Source organism: Blastococcus sp. HT6-4 (assembly GCF_039679125.1).
Classification (GTDB): domain Bacteria; phylum Actinomycetota; class Actinomycetes; order Mycobacteriales; family Geodermatophilaceae; genus Blastococcus; species Blastococcus montanus.
The window spans coordinates 198336-220181 of the sequence record NZ_CP155551.1 but is presented as its reverse complement, the minus strand read 5'-3'; the positions used below and the strand labels follow the sequence as shown (position 1 = coordinate 220181).

At 72.2% G+C, this 21846-nt stretch carries 19 protein-coding genes; 7 read left to right on the top strand and 12 right to left on the bottom strand.

From position 1 onward, the window contains the following. Positions 1–14 precede the first annotated feature (14 nt). The gene (locus ABDB74_RS01040; protein ID WP_346621102.1) at positions 15–1499 is read left to right on the top strand and encodes an MFS transporter; all 1485 of its coding nucleotides are present in this window, start codon (positions 15–17) and stop codon (positions 1497–1499) included. Next, a complete protein-coding gene (locus ABDB74_RS01035; RefSeq protein ID WP_346621101.1) occupies positions 1496–2929 on the top strand; it encodes a M20/M25/M40 family metallo-hydrolase in 1434 nt (477 codons plus the stop codon). The genes ABDB74_RS01040 and ABDB74_RS01035 overlap by 4 nt, the downstream gene beginning before the upstream one ends. A gap of 51 nt (positions 2930–2980) precedes the next feature. Here ABDB74_RS01035 and araA read toward each other — a convergent pair whose 3' ends face one another. The 9 genes from araA to ABDB74_RS00990 form a co-directional block, all read right to left on the bottom strand. Then, on the bottom strand, positions 2981–4489 hold the full coding sequence (araA, locus tag ABDB74_RS01030; RefSeq protein WP_346621099.1) for an L-arabinose isomerase: 1509 nt from the start codon (positions 4487–4489) through the stop codon (positions 2981–2983). A gap of 11 nt (positions 4490–4500) precedes the next feature. Continuing rightward, positions 4501–5175, bottom strand: a complete 675-nt coding sequence (locus ABDB74_RS01025) for an L-ribulose-5-phosphate 4-epimerase (RefSeq protein ID WP_346621098.1) — start codon at positions 5173–5175, stop codon at positions 4501–4503. Continuing rightward, positions 5172–6884, bottom strand: a complete 1713-nt coding sequence (locus ABDB74_RS01020) for an FGGY-family carbohydrate kinase (RefSeq protein ID WP_346621097.1) — start codon at positions 6882–6884, stop codon at positions 5172–5174. Before ABDB74_RS01020 ends, ABDB74_RS01025 begins: the two co-directional genes overlap by 4 nt. A gap of 38 nt (positions 6885–6922) precedes the next feature. Continuing rightward, positions 6923–7963, bottom strand: a complete 1041-nt coding sequence (locus ABDB74_RS01015) for a LacI family DNA-binding transcriptional regulator (protein WP_346621095.1) — start codon at positions 7961–7963, stop codon at positions 6923–6925. A 77-nt stretch (positions 7964–8040) separates the two neighbouring features. Next, positions 8041–9291, bottom strand: a complete 1251-nt coding sequence (gene mmsB, locus ABDB74_RS01010; protein ID WP_346621093.1) for a multiple monosaccharide ABC transporter permease — start codon at positions 9289–9291, stop codon at positions 8041–8043. Further along, entirely contained in the window at positions 9288–10826 is a 1539-nt protein-coding gene (mmsA, locus tag ABDB74_RS01005) for a multiple monosaccharide ABC transporter ATP-binding protein (protein WP_346621092.1), read from the bottom strand. Before mmsA ends, mmsB begins: the two co-directional genes overlap by 4 nt. A 207-nt stretch (positions 10827–11033) precedes the next feature. Beyond that, positions 11034–12179, bottom strand: a complete 1146-nt coding sequence (chvE, locus tag ABDB74_RS01000) for a multiple monosaccharide ABC transporter substrate-binding protein (RefSeq protein ID WP_346621091.1) — start codon at positions 12177–12179, stop codon at positions 11034–11036. Positions 12180–12386: 207 nt separating this feature from the next. Then, entirely contained in the window at positions 12387–12671 is a 285-nt protein-coding gene (locus ABDB74_RS00995; protein WP_346621089.1) for a hypothetical protein, read from the bottom strand. A gap of 147 nt (positions 12672–12818) precedes the next feature. Continuing rightward, the gene (locus ABDB74_RS00990) at positions 12819–13751 is read right to left on the bottom strand and encodes a DUF5926 family protein (protein ID WP_346621087.1); all 933 of its coding nucleotides are present in this window, start codon (positions 13749–13751) and stop codon (positions 12819–12821) included. A 172-nt stretch (positions 13752–13923) separates the two neighbouring features. Between ABDB74_RS00990 and ABDB74_RS00985 the strand changes: the two genes are divergently transcribed. From ABDB74_RS00985 to ABDB74_RS00965, 5 genes are all read left to right on the top strand, one after another. Beyond that, positions 13924–15126, top strand: coding sequence for a cytochrome P450 (locus tag ABDB74_RS00985; RefSeq protein WP_346621085.1), 1203 nt, complete (start codon positions 13924–13926; stop codon positions 15124–15126). A 1-nt stretch (position 15127) separates the two neighbouring features. Then, positions 15128–15808, top strand: a complete 681-nt coding sequence (locus ABDB74_RS00980; protein WP_346621084.1) for a DNA alkylation repair protein — start codon at positions 15128–15130, stop codon at positions 15806–15808. A 53-nt stretch (positions 15809–15861) separates the two neighbouring features. Beyond that, positions 15862–17478 (top strand): long-chain fatty acid--CoA ligase, encoded by a 1617-nt coding sequence (locus ABDB74_RS00975; protein ID WP_346621082.1) that lies wholly within the window; start codon positions 15862–15864, stop codon positions 17476–17478. Between the two features lie 136 nt (positions 17479–17614). Beyond that, on the top strand, positions 17615–18121 hold the full coding sequence (locus tag ABDB74_RS00970) for a SigE family RNA polymerase sigma factor (protein WP_346621080.1): 507 nt from the start codon (positions 17615–17617) through the stop codon (positions 18119–18121). Then, entirely contained in the window at positions 18118–18849 is a 732-nt protein-coding gene (locus tag ABDB74_RS00965; RefSeq protein ID WP_346621078.1) for a hypothetical protein, read from the top strand. The genes ABDB74_RS00970 and ABDB74_RS00965 overlap by 4 nt, the downstream gene beginning before the upstream one ends. Positions 18850–18888: 39 nt before the next feature. Here the strand turns inward: ABDB74_RS00965 and ABDB74_RS00960 are convergent, their stop codons facing one another. From ABDB74_RS00960 to ABDB74_RS00950, 3 genes are all read right to left on the bottom strand, one after another. Beyond that, positions 18889–19218, bottom strand: coding sequence for a rhodanese-like domain-containing protein (locus ABDB74_RS00960; protein WP_236826386.1), 330 nt, complete (start codon positions 19216–19218; stop codon positions 18889–18891). 358 nt (positions 19219–19576) lie between these two features. Next, positions 19577–20272, bottom strand: coding sequence for an RHS repeat-associated core domain-containing protein (locus ABDB74_RS00955; RefSeq protein ID WP_346621076.1), 696 nt, complete (start codon positions 20270–20272; stop codon positions 19577–19579). Between the two features lie 432 nt (positions 20273–20704). Beyond that, entirely contained in the window at positions 20705–21331 is a 627-nt protein-coding gene (locus tag ABDB74_RS00950) for a hypothetical protein (protein ID WP_346621074.1), read from the bottom strand. Positions 21332–21846 lie beyond the last annotated feature (515 nt).

The following is a 21846-nucleotide window of genomic DNA, read 5'->3' as shown; positions in this document are numbered from 1 at the left end:
AAGGGACGCATGCGGTGGCACGCACGGAGACGGCACGGCGCACCGGGCGGCTGGCGGGGATCGGCGGCGGCCTGGTCGGCTACCTGATCTTCGTCGAGTTCACCAGCGGCGTGCTGCAGGGCTACTACGTCCCGCTGCTCACCGACATCGCGCGGTACCTCGACATCAACGACGCCGACGTCAACTGGCTCGAGGCCGCCCAGCTGATGCTGTCGGCCATCGCGGTGCCGGTGCTGGCCAAGCTCGGAGACCTGCACGGGCACCGCCGCGTGCTGCTCGGGTCCGCCGTGGTCGTGGCGCTGTCCACCGTCGCGCTGGCGTTCGCCCAGAGCTTCCCCCTGTTCCTCGTCGCCTGGGCCCTGCAGGGCATGTACGTCGTCTGGCTGCCGCTGCAGGTGGCGCTCATCTGGGACCGGTCCCGGCGCACCCCGGGGGCGGCGAGCCAGACGCGGCGGGCGACCGGCCTGATCGTCGCCGCCCTGCAGGCCGGCGCCATCGCCGGCGCCCTCGGCGGCGGCCAGATCGGGCAGAGCCTCGGCGAGCACTTCTGGCTGGTCCTGATCGCGCCGGTGGTGCTGGTGGTCGGCGTCTGCGTCGTCGTGGCCTTCCTCGTGCCGGAGAGCGAGGACCGCACCGGCGGCAGCATCGACGCGACCGGCGCCGCGCTGCTGAGCCTGGTGCTGCTGGTCATCACCGGTGGGCTGAGCTTCGTCCGCCTCAACCAGGACGCGCTCTGGCCGTGGGCGGTCACCGCGGCCGGGCTGCTGCTGCTCGTCCCCTTCGTGCGGTACGAGCTGCGCCGGCAGGACCCGCTGGTGGACTTCCGGGTGCTGCGCAGCTCCTCCATGTGGCCGGTGCAGCTGACCGCCGGCCTGTTCGGCATCAGCGTGCTGGGCGCCCAGGGCCCGCTGTCGACCTTCGCGCGCACCGACCCGGAGGTGTACGGCTACGGGCTGGGGCTGTCCACCAGCGAGGTGTCCGTCGTCATCGGCGCGTACGTCATCTCCATGCTGATCGGCGCGAGCCAGTTCTCCCGCGTCAGCCGGCTCACCACGCCCCGGCGCACGCTGATCGGCGCGGCCACGCTGACCGGGATCGGCTACCTCCTGCTCGTCCCCTTCCACGACACCCTGGGCCAGATGCTGTCCTGCATCGCGATCGCCGGCCTCGGGTCCGGCGCGCTGGTCGCGGCCCTGCCCGCGGCCGCGGCCGCGGCCGCCCCGGTGGGCCGGACCGCGGTGGCCACCGGCCTGACGAACACCACCAAGGTGCTCGGCGGATCGTTCGCCTCCGCGACCTTCGCCATCGCGCTCGCCTCCGGCGTCCCCCTGCTGCCCGACGGGTCGGCGGGCACCGCGGGGTCGCTGTCGGGGTACATCACGGTCTGGGTGGTCTGCGGCACGGCCGCGCTGCTCGCGGCGCTCGCCCTGCTCGTCGTCCCGAAGCTCGCCTTCTCCGACCGGCCGGTCCACACATCCGCTGAGGAGTCCCGAGCATGAGGCGCACCCTCGCCCTGGCGGCCGCCGCCGCGGCCGCCACCACCACGGCCCGACGGGTGGCCCGGTTCCGGCCGGACGACCGCCCGGTTCCCCCGGTGGACCTCACCGGCCTCGACGCCGACGCCGCGGCCGGGCGGCTGGCCGAGCTGATCCGCATCCCGACCGTCTCCTCCCGGGACCGCGCGGACGTCGACGAGGCCGCGTTCGAGCGGTTCCGCGCGCGGCTGGCCGAGCTCTACCCGCGCACCCACGACGCGCTCGAGCGCGAGCAGCTGGGCGACGGCGCCCTGCTCTACCGCTGGCCCGGGACCGAGGAGCCCGACCCGCTGGTGCTCATGGCGCACTACGACGTCGTCCCCGTGGCCGGGCAGGAGTGGAGCCGGGACCCGTTCTCCGGCGTGGTCGAGGACGGCTGCGTGCACGGCCGCGGCGCCATCGACGACAAGGGCTCGATGGTCGCGATCCTCGAGGCCGTGGAGGCGCTGGTCGCGGACGGGTTCACGCCCCGGCGCGACGTCTACCTCTCCTTCGGCAACGACGAGGAGATCGCCGGCGTCGGGGCGCGGCTGGCCGTCGAGGCGTTCACCGCCCGCGGCATCCGCCCCTGGGCCGTCGTCGACGAGGGCGGCGCGGTGGTCAGCGGCGTCTTCCCCGGCGTCCCGGGGCAGACCGCCGTCATCGGGCTGGCGGAGAAGGGCCTGCTGGACGTCGAGCTGGTGACGACCGATGCCGGCGGGCACGCGTCCGCACCGGTCCGGGGCGGCGCCCCCGCGCGGCTCGCCCGCGCCATCCTGCGGATCGAGGACGACCCGTTCCCCGCCCGGCTGCACGACGTCGTCCTCGGCATGATCGACGCCCTCGGCCGGCACGCGCCGATCGACTACCGGGCGCTCTTCGCGCACGCCGGGTACCTGCGGCCCGCGCTGGCGCAGGTCCTGTCGAAGGCGAGCCGGGAGGCGAACGCGCTGGTGCGGACCACCGTCGCCATCACCCAGCTCGAGGGCAGCCGGGCCCGCAACGTGCTGGCCACCCGCGCCCGGGCGCACGCCAACATCCGGATCGCCCTGGGCGAGACCGTGGAGTCGACCGTCGACCGGCTGCGGCGGGTCATCGACGACCCGAGCGTCGACCTGCGGGTGGTGTCCGGCAACGACCCGTCACCGGTGTCCCGGGCCGACAACGAGGCGTTCGCCCTCATCAGCGCGGCCGTCCGGTCGGTCTACCCCGAGGCGGCGGTGGCGCCGTACGTGATGGTGCAGGCCAGCGACGCCCGGCACTTCAGCCAGATCAGCGACAGCGTCTACCGGTTCATGCCCTTCGACCTGAGCACGGACGAACTGGCCACCCTGCACGCCGCGGACGAGCGGATCTCGGTCGCGGCCCTGCACCGCGGGGCCGGCTTCTTCCGGCACCTGATCCGCTCGCTGTGAGCGGGGCCCCTCCCGGCCGCCCCAGCAGGGGGGCCGGGAGGGGGCCTTCCGTCAGAGCCCGCCGGCCAGCCGGTGGTAGGCCGCGCTCCAGCGCAGCTCCTTGGCCAGCGACCGCCGCGTGGTGTCGGCGTCGATGAGCACCAGCTCGGTCGCGAAGATCTCGGCCAGGTCGGTGAGCTCCGCAGCCCCGAGCTGGGTGGACAGCACCGTGTGGTGCGGGCCGCCGGCGGTCAGCCAGCCCTCCGTGGACGTGGCGAAGTCCGGTCGCGGCTCCCACACCGCCCGGGCCACGGGCAGGTTGGGCAGCGGCTCCGACGGCGGGACGACGTCGATCTCGTTGGCCACCCAGCGGAACCGGTCGCCCAGGTCGGCCCACCCGACGACGACGCCCGCAGCGGGCGCGGCGTCGAACACCAGCCGAGCGGGGTCCTCCCGGCCGCCGATGGAGAGCGGGTGCACCTCCAGCCGCGGCCGCTCGCCGGCGATCGTCGGGCACACCTCGAGCATGTGGGCGCCGAGGATCTTGGGGGTGTCCGAGGCGAGGTCGTAGGTGTAGTCCTCCATGAAGGAGGTGCCGCCGGGCAGCCCGGCCGCCGCCACCTTGAGCACGCGCAGCAGCGCGGCGGTCTTCCAGTCGCCCTCGCCGCCGAAGCCGTAGCCGTCGGCCATGAGCCGCTGCACGGCCAGCCCGGGCAGCTGCCGCAGGCCGCCGAGGTCCTCGAAGTTGGTGGTGAAGGCGCCGAACCCGCCCTCGGTGAGGAAACGGCGCAGCGCCACCTCGATCCGCGCCTGGTACCGGACGGCGTCGTGCTGGGCGCCCCCGGGCCGGACGTCGGCACCCAGCTCGTACAGGTCCCCGTACTCCTGCACCAGCGCGTCGACCTCGGCGTCGGAAACCTGGTCGACCACGGCCACCAGGTCGTTCACGCCCCAGGTGTTCACCGACATGCCGAACCGGATCTGCGCCTCGACCTTGTCGCCCTCGGTCACGGCGACGTCCCGCATGTTGTCGCCGAACCGTGCCAGCTTGAGGTCCCGGGCCGCCGCGGCACCGGCGGCCGCGCGCACCCACGAGCCGACCCGCGCCCGCACCGCCGGGTTGCCCACGTGCCCGGCGACCGTCGTCCGCGGCTGGCGGAGCCGGGTGAGGACGAATCCGTGCTCGCGGTCGCCGTGGGCGGCCTGGTTGAGGTTCATGAAGTCCATGTCGATCGTCGCCCACGGGAGGGCGGCGTCGGCCTGGGTGTGCAGGTGCAGCAGCGGCTTGCGCAGCGCGTCGATGCCGGCGATCCACATCTTCGCCGGCGAGAACGTGTGCATCCAGGTGACCACCCCGATGCAGGCCGGGTCCTCGTTCGCCTCGCCCATCGCCCGGCGGATCGCGCCGGCGTCGGTCAGCACCGGCTTCCACACCACGCGGACCGGCACCTCGCCGGCCTCGTCGAGGGCGGCGGCCACGCGCTGGGACTGCTCGGCGACCTGCTGGAGCGTCTCCTCGCCGTACAGCCCCTGGCTGCCGGTCAGGAACCAGACCTCACGGTCGTCGAACGGGGCAGTCACAGATTCCTCCATCAGCGTTGTCCGTACACGTTCTGGTAGCGCGCGTAGAGCGAGTCGATGTCCGCCTGCGCGATGGGGATCGGCTCGCCCAGCTGCCGGGACAGGTGCACCGTGCGGGCGACGTCCTCGGTCATGACGGCGGCCTTGACCGCCGCCTTCGCGTCGCGCCCGACGGTGAAGACACCGTGGTTCTGCATGAGCACGGCCGGCGAGCGGGAGTCCTTCAGCGTCGCGACGACGCCCTGGCCGATGGAGTCGTCGCCGATGAGCGCGAACGGCCCCACCGGGATGGGCCCGCCGAACTCGTCGGCCATCGCGGTGAGCACGCACGGGATCTCCTCGCCGCGCGCGGCCCAGGCGGCGGCGTACGGGCTGTGCGTGTGCACCTGCCCGCCGACGTCGGCCCGGTGGCGGTAGACGTAGGCGTGCGCCGCGGTGTCCGACGACGGCGCCTTGACCCCGTCGACGACGTTCCCGTCGAGGTCGCAGACCGTGATGCCCTCCCAGGTCAGCTCGTCGTAGGAGACGCCGCTGCCCTTGATGACGAACAGGTCCTCACCGGGCACGCGGCCCGACACGTTGCCCGCCGTCCAGGTGACCAGCCCGTAGCGGGTCAGCTCGGCGTGCAGGGCGGCGACGTGCTCGCGCAGCTCGCGGTGGGTGCCGCGCTCGGTCACGGTGGTCATGCCGGTTGCTCCTCGGTCTGGACGGCGGAGGTCGTCTCCGTCTCGGCGGTCTGCTCGGCGCCCGGCCGGCGGCCGACGCCCACGTGCTCCACGGCGGCCCGCTCGACCGGGAGCGCGGCGACGTACCGCTGCATGAAGGCGTCGAAGCCCTCGACGTCGGCGGGGTCGGGCTCGACGGTCTGCAGGCTCGTGCCCGCGAAGACCGTGGTGTCCAGGTACTCCGCGAGGCTCTGCTCGGGCGTGGGCCGAGTGGCGAAGGCGGCCAGGACGGCGATGCCCCAGGCACCCCCCTCCGCAGCGACGTCGCCGACGGAGACCGGGGTGTCGATCGCGGCGGCCAGGAAGCGTTGCGCGACGCCCTCGGTCCGGAACAGGCCGCCGTGCGCGAACATCCGGTCCAGCCGCACGCCCTCGGTCTTCTGCAGGACGTCCATGCCGATCCGGAGCGTGGCCAGGGACGAGTACAGGTGCGTCCGCATGAAGGTGCTCAGGCTCAGCCGGCTGTCCGGCGACCGCAGGAACAGCGGCCGGCCCTCCTCGAGGCCCGTGATCGGCTCCCCGGAGAGGTAGTTGTAGGCGAGCATCCCGCCGCCGTCCCTCGCCCCGTCCAGTGCGGTGGTGAAGAGGGTCTCGAAGACCCTCGACGGGTCGACCTCGGCGCCCAGCGCCCGGGCGAACTCGGCGAACAGCCCGGCCCAGGCGTCCAGCTCGCTCGCCCCGTTGTTGCAGTGCACCATCGCCACCGGGTCGCCGGCCGGCGTGGTGACCAGGTCCAGTTCGCGGTGCGCCCGGCCGAGCTGCCGCTCGAGCACGACCATGGCGAAGATGGAGGTCCCGGCGGAGACGTTGCCGGTGCGCGGGGCGACCGAGTTGGTCGCGACCATGCCGGTGCCCGCGTCCCCCTCGGGCGGGCAGAGCGGGATGCCGGGGCGCAGCCGCCCGGTCGGGTCCAGCAGCGCGGCGCCCGCCTCGGTGAGCGTGCCGGCCGGCCGGCCGGCGACCGCGATCGCGGGCAGCAGCCCGGCGAGGGTCAGCTCGACCCCGGCCTCGGCGGCCAGCTCGTCGAACCGGGCGAGCATCGTGGCGTCGTACCCGCCGGTGGCCCTGTCGACGGTGGAGGTGTCGATAGGGACCATGCCGCTCGCGTCCCCGATGCCGAGGACCTTCTCCCCGGTGAGCTGCCAGTGCACGTAGCCGGCCAGGGTCGTCAGGTGGTCGATCCGGCCGACGTGCTCCTCGCCGTCCAGGATCGCCTGGTAGAGGTGCGCGACGCTCCACCGGTGCGGGATGTTGCAGCCGAACTCGGCGCTGAGCCGCTCGGCCGCCCGGCCCGTGTTCGTGTTGCGCCAGGTGCGGAACGGCGTCAGCAGCGCACCGTCGGCGTCGAACGCCAGGTAGCCGTGCATCATCGCCGACACCCCGAGTGCGCCGACTCCCGCCAGCTCGACCCCGTGGCGTCGCCGGACGTCGTCGGCCAGGGCCGCGACGCTCTGCTGCACCCCGGTCCAGACGGCGTCCAGCGAGTACGTCCACAGCCGGTCGACGAACTGGTTCTCCCAGTCGTGGCTCCCGACGGCGAGCGGAGCGTGGTCCGGACCGATCAGCACCGCCTTGATCCGGGTCGACCCGAGCTCGATCCCCAGGGTCGTGCGGCCGAGGGTGATCACCTCGCCGGGCTGCAGATCCGCAGCGTCCCCGTGCTGGGCCATCCGGCCTCCTGCCCGATCGTTGTGAACGTTCACATCCCTCACCCTGCCATGCCGGTCGGCGGCCCGGTGCTGGCCCGGATCACCAGGCTCGGGGGCACCGGGTCGGGGTGCGGCCGCTCGCCCCGCAACCGGCCGAGCACCAGGTCGACGCCGCGCCGCCCGAGCTCGGCGAAGTCCTGCCGCACCGTGGTCAGCGGCGGGACGAAGTAGGGAGCCTCGGGCAGGTCGTCGAAGCCGACGACGCTGACGTCACCGGGCACGGACAGGCCGGCGTCGTGCAGCCCCGCCAGCAGGCCGAGGCTCATCTGGTCGTTGGCCGAGAACACCGCCGTGATCGGCTCGCCGTCCCGGCATCTCGCCACGAGCGCCTGGCCCGCCGCGTAGCCGGAGGCCGGCGTCCAGTCGCCGCGCGGCAGCGCCTCGGGCACCGGCGCGCCCGCGGCGAGCAGTTCGGCGCGCCACCCGTCGGTGCGGCCGCGGGCCTCCTGCGAGTCGGCCGGCCCCGGCAGGTGGTGCACCGTCCGGTGCCCGAGGCCGAGGAGGTGCCGGACCGCCGTCCGGGCTCCCGCCTCCTGGTCGATCGCCACCGCCGGCCGGTCGTCGGCGCCGCCCACCTGGACGGCGACGAGCGGGACCGGCGGCGACAGCCGGCTCACCGCGTCGGCGGCGTCGTCGTAGGTGGACAGGGCGACGACGGCGTCCACGCCGTGGGCGACCAGGTCGTCGACCGCCGTCCGCATCGCCTCCGCGGTGGCCTCGTCGAGGATCGTGACCGACAGCGCGTACCCGGCCGCCCGGGCCGCCTTCTCCAGGCCGATCATCGTCTGCGCGGGGCCGTACTGGGCGATGTTGACGGTCACCAGCCCGAGGGTGCGGCTCGATCCGGTGACCAGTGCGCGGGCCGCCCGGTTCGGCCGGTACCCGAGCTCGGCGATCGCCTGCCGCACCCGTTCCCGGGTGGGCGGGGCGACGCTCGGGTGATCGTTGATCACCCGCGACACCGTCTGGTAGGACACTCCGGCCCGCGACGCCACGTCGGCCAGGCCGGGGGCGCGGGATCCCGTCGTCTCGGCTACCACGGAACCTCCCTCCTCCGCGCCCGGGGGGCGGGGTCGATGGCGCACCCGGAGGGGCGCGGGCCGATGACGGAGCCGGGTCAGCGCGAGGCGCCCGCCCGGCGCTTGTTGTAGACGTCGAAGGCGACGGCCAGCAGCAGCACGAGACCCTTGACCACGGACTGGATCTGCTGCTCGACACCCATCAGCTGCATGCCGTTGCTCATGACCGCCATGATCAGTCCGCCGACCATGGCGCCGACGACCGTGCCGACGCCACCGGTGACGGCCGCACCGCCGATGAAGGCGGCGGCGATCGCGTCGAGCTCGAACATGTTGCCCGCCGCGGGCTGGGCGCCATTGGACCGCGATGAGTAGATGACCCCGGCGACCCCGGCCAGGAAGCCCATGTTGACGAAGATCCAGAAGTTGACCTTCTTGACCTTCACGCCGGAGAGCTGCGCGGCGGCCAGGTTGCCGCCGATGGCGTAGACCTGGCGGCCGAAGACGGTGCGCTTGGTGATGATGCCGTAGGCGATGACCAGGACCGCCAGGATGATCAGCACGATCGGCAGGCCGCGGGCGTGGGCCAGCTGCCAGGCGAAGTACATGACGACGGCGGCGACCACGGCGATCCTGGCGATGAACGCCCCGAGGGACCCGACCGGCTGGTCGTAGCGCACGCGGGCCGCCCGGGTGCGCCAGGCGCTGACCGCGTAGCCGCCCACCGCGACCGCACCGATGAGGAGGGTGAACGCGTCGTAGCCGTAGCCGCCGAGCAGCCCGTTGAGGAACCCGGTGGCCACGTCGGTGTACCGGTCCGGGAAGGGCGACAGGGAGACGTTGTCGAGCACCTGCAGCGTCAGGCCGCGGAACAGCAGCATGCCGGCGAGGGTGACGATGAATGCCGGGATCCCGACGTAGGCCACCCAGAAGCCGTGCCAGGCCCCGACGAGGATGCCGACCCCCAGGGCCGCGACGATGCCCACCCACCAGGGCAGGCCCTGCTGGATGACCAGGACCGCCGAGACCGCGCCGGTGAGCGCGACCACCGAACCCACGGAGAGGTCGATGTGCCCGGCGATGATCACGATGACCATGCCGATGGCCAGCACCAGGATGTAGGAGTACTGCAGGATGATGTTCGTGATGTTGCCCGGGCGCAGCAGCGTCCCGTCGGTGAGGACCGTGAACAGCAGGACGATCGCGACGAAGGCGACGTAGATGCCGCTCTGCCGCATGTTGCTGGTCAGCTTGTGCCAGAGGTTCTTGTCGTCGTCGGGCCGCGTGCCGGGGGCGGCGGCGCCGGGAGCCGGGGTGATCGACTCCTCCTGGGGCACGGTCTTGGTCACGCCGCGGCCTCCTTGTTCTTCGTCATGAGCGCCATGAGGTTCTCCTGGGTCGCCTCGGCCACCGGCAGCTCACCGGTGATCCGGCCTTCGGCCAGCGTGTAGATGCGGTCACAGATGCCGAGCAGCTCCGGCAGCTCCGACGAGATGACGATGACGGCCTTCCCGTCCGCCACCAGCCGGTTGATGATCGTGTAGATCTCGTACTTCGCCCCGACGTCGATCCCGCGGGTCGGCTCGTCGAGGATCAGCACCTCGGGGTCGGTGTAGAGCCACTTGGACAGCACGACCTTCTGCTGGTTGCCGCCCGACAGCTTGCCGACGATCGAGGAGACGCTCGGCGCCTTGATGTTCATGCTGCGCCGGCTGTCCTCGGCGACCTTGGTCTCCTCGTTGTCGTTCACCCAGCCGGCGCGCGACAGCTTGCCCAGGGCGGCGGCCGAGATGTTCTGCCGGATGTCCTGGATCAGGTTGAGGCCGTAGTGCTTGCGGTCCTCGGTCGCGTAGGCGATCCCGTTGTCGATCGCCTCGGCCACGGTCCGGGCCTTGATCTCCTTGCCGTGCAGGAAGAGCCGGCCGCCGACGTACCGCCCCCAGGCGCGGCCGAAGATGCTCATCGCGAACTCGGTGCGCCCGGCGCCCATGAGGCCGGCGATGCCGACCACCTCGCCGGCCCGCACGGCGATCGACGCCTGGTCGACCACCAGCCGGTCGTTGACGGGGTGCCTGACCGACCAGTCCTCGACGCGCAGGACCTCCTCGCCGGGATGCGAATCGCGGTCGGGGTAGTAGCTCTCCAGGTCGCGGCCGACCATGCCGCGGATGATCCGGTCCTGGGTGACCTCACCGGCATCGAGGTCGAGCGTCTCCACCGTCTTGCCGTCACGGATCACGGTGACCTGGTCGGCGATGGCGGTGATCTCGTTGAGCTTGTGCGAGATCATGATCGACGTGATCCCGCGCTCCCTGAGGTCGCGCAGCAGGCCGAGCAGGTGGGCGGAGTCGTTGTCGTTCAGCGCGGCCGTCGGCTCGTCGAGGATGAGCAGCTTGACGTCCTTGGACAGCGCCTTGGCGATCTCGACCAGCTGCTGCTTCCCGACGCCCAGCTGGCCGACCGGGGTCTCCGGGTTCTCGCGGAGCCCGACGGAGTCGAGCAGCCGGGCGGCCTCGGCGTGCGCCCTGTTCCAGTCGATCAGCCCGCTGCGGCCGCGGCGCTCGTTGCCCAGGAAGATGTTCTCGGCGATCGAGAGGTAGGGGACGAGCGCGAGCTCCTGGTGGATGATCGCGATCCCGGCGTGCTCGCTGTCGCGGATCCCCGAGAAGGAGACCGGCGTGCCGTCGAAGACGATCTCGCCGTCGTACTCCCCGGCCGGGTAGACGCCGGAGAGCACCTTCATCAGCGTGGACTTGCCGGCGCCGTTCTCACCGCAGATCGCGTGGATCTCGCCGCGGCGGACGGCCAGGTTGACGTTCTCCAGCGCCTTCACGCCGGGGAAGGTCTTGGTGATGGAGCGCATCTCCAGGATGTTGTCGTCCATGGACTCCGTCGTCCTCGTCCGTGTCATCGCGTGCGGCGGATGTGTGGATCCAGGGGCCGGCGCCGGCCGGCGCGGTGGGGCAGCCGGCCGGCGCGCCCTCTGGTGGTGCGGCGCTCGTGCTGAGCGGTGGTGCGGTGGTGCTGGGGTTCCCGAGCCGGGCCCGGCGGCGCCGTCGGCAGGCCGCCGGGCCCGGAGCGGGAGGGCAGGTCAGTCGGCCTGGCCGGCGTCGACCTCTGCCTGGGTGTAGTACTCGGTGTCGATCAGGGTCTGCTGGATGTTGTCGGCGAAGACCGTCTCGACGGGCAGCAGGTAGGACGGGACCACCTTCACGCCGTTGTCGTACGTGGTGGTGTCGTTGGCCTCCGGCGTCTCACCCTCGAGGAACGCCTCGGCGGCGACGACGGCCTGCTCGGCCAGCTGCCGGGTGTCCTTGAAGATCGTCGAGCCCTGCGTGCCCTCGGCGATCAGCTTCACCGAGGCGATCTCGGCGTCCTGACCGGTGATGACCGGCATCGGCTTGGCGTCGGTGCCGTACCCGGCGTTGGCCAGCGCGGTGATGATGCCGCGGGACAGGCCGTCGTAGGGCGACAGGACACCGTCGACGACCGAGCCGTCGTTGTAGGCGGAGGTCAGCAGGTCCTCCATCCGCCGCTGGGCGGTCTCCTGCTGCCAGCGCAGGATCGCGGCCTGCTCGATGCTGGTCTGGCCCGACTTCACGACCAGGGTGCCGTTGTCGATGTAGGGCTGCAGCACCGACATGGCGCCTTCCCAGAAGAAGGTCGCGTTGTTGTCGTCCAGCGAACCGGCGAACAGCTCGACGTTGAACGGACCCGTGACGTCGGTCTCCTCGCCCTCGCGGTCGAGGATGCCGAGCCCGGTCAGCAGGGCGTTGGCCTGCGCGACGCCGACCTCGAAGTTGTCGAAGCTGACGTAGAAGTCGACGTTCTCGCTGTCGCGGATCAGCCGGTCGTAGGAGATGACCGGGATACCGGCGGCGGCCGCGGCGTCGAGCTGGCTGCTGAGCGCGGTCCCGTCGATGGCGGCGATGATCAGCGCGTCGGCGCCCTGGGTGATCATCTGGTCGATCTGCTGCGCCTGGGTGGGGATGTCGTCGTTCGCGTACGCCAGTTCGACCTGGTAGTCCAGGGCCTCCAGCTGCGACTCGACGGCCTCGCCGTCGGCGATCCAGCGCTCGGAGGTCTGGGTCGGCATCGAGACACCGACCAGCATGTCCTCGGCGCTGGCGTTCTCGTCGCCGGCGCTCGAGCTTCCGCCGGCGCCCTCGCCGCCGCACGCCGCCAGGGTGAGCGCCAGAGTGGCGCCCAGTGCGGTCAAGCCGAGCCGATTGCTCACATTGGCCTCCTCGTCGAAGCGTCTGCCGCCGAGCCTCGGCGTCCAGACCCCACATCTGCGGGAGTCCCAATGTGAACGTTCACAACAGGAGCCGTCAAGAGGCCCACACGTCACGGTCGGGTAACGCCCCGGCCATGTCCCGGTCACGCGCGAGGTGCCAACGGCGGGATCACCCGGACGTGTCAGCGCCGTCCGGTGCGGACGTCGTCAGCCGCCTCGGTCGCCGCGCGGGGCCCGCCGGAGGAGCACGGTCAGGACGACGGCGGCGGCCGCGGCCACCGCCAGCAGCAGCACGCCGTAGCCGGCGGGGATCTCGGTGAAGAACGACAGCACGCCGGCCACCCCGCAGACCACCAGCACGAGCGCCGAGACGAACGTCAGCACGCTCCGGCCGGAGCCGGGCGGAGGGGCGAACGCGGCCGCGGCCGTCGTGTCGGGGGCGGGCCGTGGCGTCCGGTCACCGATTCCCGAGGGCCGGCGGGAATCCTCCATGCCGCCCGGCATACCCGGGGACGGGCGCGGCATGCGCCCCGGCCCGGGCCCCGGACGTCGACGGGCGAGGGGCGGTCGGGTCCGGCCCGGGCGTCCGCGCGCCCGGGCCGGTCGGTGGGCGCCACCGGGACCGGTGACGCCCACCGGTCAGCGCAGGGTGATCTGGCGGGAGAGCAGCCCTGCGCGGGCGCGCCGCTCGTCGGCGGTCAGCGGAGCCGTCTGCGCCAGGGCCTCCTCCAGGCGGGCCTGGAACTCGGTGGCCGGGCCCACCCAGTCCTCGGCCGGGGTGTCGGCCGGGAGGTCCCACACCGGGACGACGAGGCCGTGGGCGCGGAAGGCGCCGGCGTACCGGGTGCCCTCCCCCAGGAGGATCTGCTCGGCCGCCGACAGGCGGGCCAGCGCGTCGAGCAGCTGCTCCTCCTTCTCCGGCCGCACCCAGCGCAGGTGGGCCCGCTCGTTGCCCGGGCGCACCCAGTACGCGGCCTCCAGTCCCTCGAGCCGGACGGTGGGCAGGATCGCCTCGTTGGCCTGCTGCAGGCCGGCCCGTGCGGCCGCCCCCGGCTCGGTGCCCTCCAGCCAGAAGTCGAAGGTGTCGTGCACGGTCACCTCGAGCGGCGCCGACAGGTCGAGGACCTCCTGCAGTCGCGGGCCGGCCGAGCCCGCGCCACCGATGGGGCCCGGGTCGACCGGGGCGCCGGCGGGCGCCTCCAGAGCGGCGGCCACGGCGGTGCCGAGGTCGCGGCTCACGTCGTCCGACGACGTCGGCAGCTGGGCGCCGACGAGGATCTCGCCGTTGGCGCGCACCAGCGCGGGGGCGCCGCCGGGCAGGACGCTGGCCAGCGTGATGTCGCGGCCGTCGGCGGCCTTGAGCTTCGCCGTCGCCGCCGGCACCAGCTCCCGCAGGGCGACCCAGTCGGCCTCGCCGGGCAGCCCCTCGAACGGTCGCGTGACGACCGGCGCGTACCCGGAGCCGTGGCAGTGCTTGTAGCGGCGGCCCGACCCGCAGGAGCAGGGGGCCTTCGGGTTGACGCCGTCCTCGGCGACGGCGACGGGGGCGGAGGAGCGCTTGCGGGAAGCCATGGAAGCAGCGTAGGCGGGGGCCGGGCGGGGGCTGCAGGTTCCCCGGCGCCGCCCGGGGCGGCGACTTCTACGAACTCGTGGCCATCAGCCGCTGATCGCCACGAGTTCGCATGACTCGGCAGGGGGAGCGCCGGTGACCGACGGCGCCGGCGCGCTTCCTAGGCTCGCCGGCGTGACCGCTGCACCGCTCGACCTCACCGACCCCGCCGTCGTCGCCGACCCGTACCCGGCCTTCGCCGAGGCCCGGGCGCAGGCGCCGGTGCAGTGGCACGAGGGCCTGGGGCTGTGGCTGGCGTTCACCCACGCCGAGGCGAACGCCGTGCTGCGCGACCGCCGGCTGGGCCGCCTCTGGACCGACAAGGAGCCCGGCGACCGGTTCGCGAGCTTCAACCTGATCCACCGCAACGCCATCCTCGAGATGGAGCCGCCGCACCACACCCGCCTGCGGCGGCTGATCACCAGTGCCTTCGCCCGCGGGCACGTGGAGCGGCTGCGGCCCTGGGTCGAGGAGCTCGCCGGGCGCCTGGCCGACGAGCTGGTCGAGCGGTCGGGCGGGTCGCAGCCGGTCGACCTGCTGACCGGCATGGCCGAGCAGCTGCCGGTCGCCGTCATCGCCGAGCTGCTGGGCGTGCCCGAGGCCGACCGCCCGCTGCTGCGGCCGTGGTCGAACGCGATCGTGAAGATGTACGAGTACGAGCGCACCCGGCAGCGGGAGGACGACGCCGAGCGCGCCGCCGACGAGTTCGTCGCCTACCTCCGCAAGCTGGCCGCCGACCGCCGTCGGAACCCGGGCGAGGACCTGGTCAGCCACCTCGTCACCGTGCGCGACTCCGACGGGGACAAGCTGACCGAGGACGAGCTGGTCACCACCTGCATCCTGCTGCTGAACGCCGGCCACGAGGCGACGGTGAACGTCACCGGCAACGGGATGCTGGCGCTGCTGCGCCACCCCGACCAGCTGGCCCGCCTGCGCGCCGACCGCGACCTGCTGCCCGGGGCCCTCGAGGAGCTGATGCGGTTCGACCCGCCGCTGCAGCTGTTCGAGCGGACCGCCACCGCCGACGTCGAGATCGGCGGCGTCACGGTGACCGAGGGGCAGAAGATCGCCGCGCTGCTGGGCTCGGCCAACCACGACCCCGCCGTCTTCGCCGATCCCGAGACCCTCGACGTCGCCCGCGCCGACAACCCGCACATCTCCTTCGGCGCCGGCATCCACTTCTGCATCGGCGCCCCGCTGGCCCGGGTGGAGCTGCAGGCCACCTTCGGCGCACTGCTGGACCGGGCGTCGTTGCTCGAGCTGGGCGGGGAGCCGGTGCGCCATCCGGAGTTCGTCATCCGCGGGCTCGACACCCTGCCGATCGTCCTGACCCCCTGACATGACCGTCGACCGGGCGCTGGCCCGGCTGCGCGCGCTCGCCGATCCCACGCGGCTGCCGGGCATGGCCCGGTACGGCATCCCGACCGACCAGGCCTACGGGGTGACGGTGGGCGAGCTTCGCGCCGTGGCGAAGGAGCTCGGCCGCGACCACGACCTCGCCGCCGGGCTGTGGGACAGCGGCGTCCACGAGGCGCGCATCCTCGCCTCCCTCGTGGACGACCCGGCGCTCGTCGACGACGCGCAGTTCGAGCGGTGGGCCGCCGGGTTCGGCTCCTGGGACCTCTGCGACCAGGTGTGCCAGAACCTCCTCCGGTACGCCGAGCCGGCCTGGACGAAGGCCGTCGAGTGGACGACGCGGCCCGAGGCGCTGGTGAAGCGGGCCGGGTTCACGCTGATGGCGGGCCTGGCCGTGGCGGAGAAGCGGACGGACGACGAGCGGTTCGCCGCCCTGCTCGCGCCGCTGGCCGCCGGTGCGGACGACGAGCGACCCCTGGTGCGCAAGGGGGCGAGCTGGGCCCTGCGCGCGATCGGCAAGCGCAGCACCGGGCTGAACCGGCTGGCGATCGGGACCGCCGAGCAGCTCCGGGCGGGTGGGGCCGGAGCCCGCTGGGTGGGCACCGACGCCGTGCGGGAGCTGGGCAGCCCCGCGGTCCGGGAACGCCTCGCCCGGCGGCGGTGACGATGCGGGCGCCCGGGCTGGAACGTGAGCGTGGTCACTGGCAGGATCCGCACATGCGCGGCTTGATGCAGGACTACCCCCTCACGATCGACTCGATCTTCCGGCACGTCGAGCAGCACTACGGCGACGGGACGATCGTCACCAACAACCCCGGCGGGGTGACGCGGGCGACGTACGCGGAGTGGGCGCAGCGCACCCGCAAGCTGGGCGGCGTGCTCGACACCCTCGGCATCAGCGCCGACGGCCGGGTCGGCACGTTCGGGTGGAACAGCCAGCGGCACCTCGAGTTGTACTTCGCCGCCCCGTGCACGGGCCGGGTGCTGCACACGCTCAACGTGCGCCTGTTCCCCGAGCAGCTGACCTACATCGCCAACCACGCCGAGGACGAGGTCGTCTTCGTCGACCGCTCGGTGCTCCCGCTGTTCTGGCCGCTGGTCGACACGATGACGACGGTCAGGCACGTCGTCGTCATGGACGACGGCACCGACAACGAGATCCCCGACGACTCGCGCGTGCTCGACTACGAGACGCTGCTGGCCGACGCCGAGCCGGTCGAGTTCTCCGTGACGGACGAGAACTCCGCCGCCTCGATGTGCTACACGAGCGGTACCACCGGGAACCCCAAGGGCGTCGTCTACTCGCACCGCTCGACGTTCCTGCACACGATGGGCGTCCTGATGCCCAATGCATTCGGGCTCGGCATCCGCGACGTCGCCATGCCGGTCGTGCCGATGTTCCACGCGAACGCCTGGGGCATCGCGCAGGCCGCACCGGCCGCCGGCGCCTCGCTGGTCATGCCCGGCGCGCTGATGCAGCCCGAGGCGCTGGCCAAGCTGATCGTCGACGAAGGCGTCACGTTCACCGCCGGCGTCCCGACCATCTGGCAGGGCGTGCTCCCCCACCTGGCCGGCAAGCCGCACAAGCTGCGCGACATCGGCTGCGGCGGCTCCGCCGTCCCGAAGGCGCTGAGCGAGGCCTACCGCGAGCAGGTCGGCATCCCGATCCTGCAGGCCTGGGGCATGACCGAGACCCACCCGGTGGCGTCGTCCGGCATCCTGCCGCCGCGCTACCAGGACGCCGACGAGGAGACCAAGGCGACCCAGCGGGCGCGCGCGGGCATCCCGTTCCTCGGCGTGGAGGCGCGGATCGTCGACTCCGACACCCTCGAGCCGCAGCCGTGGGACGACAAGGCCACCGGCGAGCTGCAGGTGCGCGGGCCGTGGTGCGCGCAGGACTACTACAACCCCGACGCCGGGGTGGAGCTCACGACCGCGGACGGCTGGATGAAGACCGGCGACGTCGCCGCGATGGACGAGTTCGGCTCCATCCGCATCGCCGACCGCACCAAGGACCTGATCAAGTCCGGCGGCGAGTGGATCAGCTCGGTCGACCTGGAGAACGCGATCATGAGCCACCCGAAGGTGAAGGAGGCCGCCGTCGTCGGCATCCCGCACCCGAAGTGGGACGAGCGCCCGCTGGCCTGCGTCGTCCTGAACGAGGGCGAGGAGGCCTCCGAGGAGGAGATCCTCGAGCACCTCAAGCCCCTGGTGGCCAAGTGGTGGATGCCCGAGGCGGTCGAGTTCATCGACGAGGTGCCCAAGACCAGCGTCGGCAAGTTCTCCAAGAAGGACCTGCGCAGCCGCTTCGCCGAGTACGAGCTGAAGAGCTGACCCGCTCCCCCCGTTGATCATCGGCGGGTAACTGCCCGCACCGGCGTGTCGGGCAGCCATCCGCCGATGATCACGGTGGAACCTCGACCCGCCGCCGACCCGTCGTCCGACGAGAGGCGGGTCGGCGGGAGGGTGAGTGGATCGGGACGAGGAGTTCACGCGGTTCGTGGACGAGCGCTGGCCGGTGCTCGTCCGCTCCGCCGTGCTGCTCGGTTGCGCCCGGCCCGAGGCCGAGGACCTGGTGCAGACGGCGCTGGTGCGCTGCTACGTCGCCTGGGAGAAGGTCAGCCGCGCCGGCAACCGGGACGCCTACGTCTACCGGGTGCTGGTGAACTGCCACCACGACAGCCACCGCCGGCGCTGGTGGCGGGAGCGACCCACCGAGCAGCTGCCTGAGTTCGCGTCCGACGACGTCACCGGCCAGGTGGACGACGCCGACGCCGTCCGCCGGGCGCTGCGCCGGCTGAGCGCGGCCCACCGGGAGGTGGTCGTGCTCCGGTACTACGCGCACCTGGGCGAGCAGCAGATCGCCGAGGCGCTGCGGATCGCACCCGGCACGGTGAAGAGCCGGCTCTCCCGCGCCCTCGCCCAGCTCTCGACCGACCTGGACGTCTCCGAGCTGCGCGGCGGGAGGGCATCGTGACCGATCGGGAGACCTCGACGCTGCTGGGCGAGCTGGCCGACCGCGTGCCGGTGGGCCCCGCGCCGACGTCCGAGCTGCTGCGGGCCGGGCGACGGGCGCGGCGCCGGCGGACGGCCGGGGCGGCGCTGGCCGTGGCGGCCGGGGTCGCGGTGGCCGTCGGAGGTGTCGTCACGTTCGTGCAGCCGTTCGACGGCGCGGAGCCGGCGCCCATGGTGGTGGCGGAGGAGCCGCAGCCGGACGCCCCGGAGCTGCCGGGCGGCACCGGTCCGGCCGACCCGCTGGCGGGAAGCTCTATGGCGCCGCTGCCGGAGAACCCGACCGCCGACCGGACCGGTCCGCTGGCCGACGGCGCGGCCGCCTCGTGCGCCGTGGCGTACAGCCCCGACGCGGTGCGGGACAGGGACTTCGCCTTCGACGGCGTGGTGCTCGGGATCGGGCCGAGCGTGACGGATCGGTCCGACACTCCGGGCCCGGCGCTGGTCGGGGTGACGTTCGCCGTGCAGGAGTGGTTCTTCGGCGGTGACGGCGCGACGGTGACCGTCGATCTCCCGCCGCCTGCTACCGACGGAGCGTCGTCCTCGGTGGACGGGCCGGTCTACGGGACCGGGTCGCGGCTGCTGGTGAGCGGCGAATCCCGCTGGGACGGCGCGCCGCTGGAGGAGCCGATCGCATGGATGTGCGGCTTCACCCGCTACTACGACGAGGAGACCGCGGCCGCCTGGCGCTGACCCCTCCCCGGCGTTGGTACACGAACCGCCGGGTGCCGATCAGCGCACGAAGGGCTCTTCGCCGGTCTCGCTCACCATGGGCTTTCCGGCGGCCTGCCACTCGCCCATGCCGCCGCCGACGTTCACCGCGTCGAAGCCGTTGGCGTTCAGCCACGCGGCGACCCGCGCCGAGCGCCCACCGCCGCGGCAGGTGACGTAGAGCGGGTCACCCTCGGGCAGCTCGTCGAGCCTCGCCGGGACGTCGCCCATCGGGATGTGCGTGGCGCCCTCGATGTGGCCGTGCACCCACTCGTCGTCCTCCCGGACGTCGAGGACCACGGCGTCCTCGGGCAGCTCGGAGGCGGGCACGGTCGGCACCTGCTGCGGCATCACGCCCGCCATGGTGGCACACGGCCACGGGCCCGACCGGCGGTGCGAGAGCCGCCCGCGACGGGGCGGCGGGGAACCGGTGGCGGGCCCGGCTTCCGCGCCTCCGACGTCATGACCACGTGCGACCGAAGGCCACCGCGCCGTCGCCGGGAAACGTGGGCACCGTGGGCACGATGGCGGTCGTGGGCGGGAGGCGCCGCGCTGGGCGCCGCCAGGGCGCCCAGGCCGTTGTGATCACCGCGGAGGCGACGGCGCCGACGACCGGGGAGCGGGGAGCGGCCGCGCAGGCGGGGACGATCGGCGGCGCGGGCATCCAATGGAGCGGCCCACGCCTGGGGTATGAGTCTTGGCTACGCGGCTAAGCGGAACTCGCCAAGAAGGCGATACCGGAGGCGACGCCGATACTCGCCACTGCGATGCTTAGAGCGATTCGCCTGCGCCTCGGGAATCGTCGAAATCTCGAGCTCGACAAGAGCAGCATCACCGGGTTGCCGTTTGCGTACTTGTAACGATTCGACCGGCTCGGGTCGGCGAGGGTTTCGATGCTGTCCTGCTGGGTGAAGCGCCCGGTAGCGGTGTCGTACCAGCGCATCCGGAACGTGACGAAGGCGGGCGCCGCCCGGTCGTACATCCCGCCGGCGAAGCGGTACGGGTTGAGCGCCGTCACCGCGTTGCCGGTGAGGTTGGCCTCGGTCACCTGCCCGTACGGGTCGTAGGAGTAACTGGAGGCCAGCACCCCGCGACTGTTGATCAACCCGATCGGGGAGCCGAGGCCGTCCAGCACGTCGTACACGTAATTGCCCGTGTGCGCCTTCAAGGCCAGCGGGGTGCCGGCGTCGTCGTGCACCAGATAGCTCTGCCCGTGGGAGTTGCTGATCGCCTCCAGCAGCGGCTGATCGTTCCGGTCCGTGCGCCTGTAGGTGTAGCCGTACGTGCTCCCGCTGGACAGCTGCTGGGAGATGAGCTCTCGCTGATCGGAGCCCGCGTAGGTGTAGGTGTAGGTGTAGGTGGACAGTTGGCCGTCGTACCCGCCCGTGCTGAGGCGGCCGGTCATCTGCTGGCTGCCGTTGTACGTCAGTTGCGTGCCACCCGTGCATCCGTCCGATTGCCCGAGCCGTCGTAGCCGTACCCCTTCGTCGTCACGCTGAGCGAAGGGCGACTCTCTGCAGCCGCTGCCCTACGGCAGCCGCCATACAAGGAGAGAGCGTCGAGACGTGAGCGGGCGGCAGCAGAATATCGACTCACGTGCCGCCTTGACCCTCATCACGCGACGATGTCCTAGCGCGCTGGCGCAAGGCGAGCATCACATAAGGGAGGCTCATAATCGTCAGGATGACGCCTACGGCTAGACCTCCCCTCACGAACGCGACTACTGCACCCGTGGCGAGAAGGATCGAGATTGCGACCAACAGCCCAGCACCGGCGGGTTTCGCTCCCCAACCTTCGCCCCATCTCACGAAGCACTCACATTCACTAGCCACTCCCCTTAGAACGTGCATCCGACACTGAAGCTACCTGCTCCGGCGCCCGCCAGAGCGGACCGCTGACTGACGAGTTGTCGAGCACCAGCAGCGAGCGCTCTGTATCCGAGTCCAATTGCACTGAAGCCAGCGCCGAGGGTAACGAGAGTGCATGCCGCCTCGAAAGGAGTCATCTGCTGCGACGGCGACGGGCGTTCAATGCAGTAAGTTCGTCCGTATGCGCCGGAGTAGTAACACCGGTCTCGCCCGACCGGATCAACGTAATTGACGGGGTTGCCGGCGGCGTACTCGTAGCGGTTGGCGCGGGTGGGGTCGGCGAGGGTTTCCAGGCTGTCCTGCTGGATGAAGCGGTAGATGTTGACGTTGTGGGCCCCACCGCCGGTGGGGCTGTTGGCGGTGACCTGGCCGTAGGGGTCATGACTGTAGGCGGCCGTGTGAGTGGCGGACTGATTGATCATTCCGACGGCCGAGCCGAGGCCGTCCAGGGCCAGGTAGTGCGTCTGTCCGGTGTACGCCAGCAGCGCCAGCGGGGTGCCCTGCGGGTCGTAGACGTAGTGGTTGGCGTTGCTGCCACTGGCGTAGGACTCGACCAGCGGGAGGCCGGTGTCTCCCGTGCGGCCGTAGCCGTACATCTGCAAGCTGGCGCCGCCGGAAGTCCATGCCCTGCACGCGCTATTACCGCTTATCGGCGAATCCGGGACGAGTGAGTATCAGGAAGGCAAGCGCAACCCAAGCCGCTGATGAAACAGCCGCAGCCACGCGAGCTCCTGTCGACTCGGCCAGCAGGAGGCTCACAGCCGAACCGATGGCAAGAAGACAGCTGAGAACGAGTAGCGCTTTGGACAACCCGCTCATCTCTTCCTTCCTCCGATGATCAATCACACGATCGAATCGCACTCACGGTAGTGCCGATATGTCCGGCCGCCACTACGGCTAGAGTGCCGCCCGATGCAAACGTTGCACGTATCAGCGACACAGTAGTGAGCATGTGGAAGCCGTACGACCGAGCGCAATCCCACGTCGTCGTTTCAGCCATCCCATTCGAACCAGTCAAGCCCGGCGTCTCGAGATTGGCCGTTGCTGTCGGGGCGGCTGTAGACGTAGGTCTGCAGCGGCGCACCCCCCGGTGGGCTGCTCGGTGATCAGC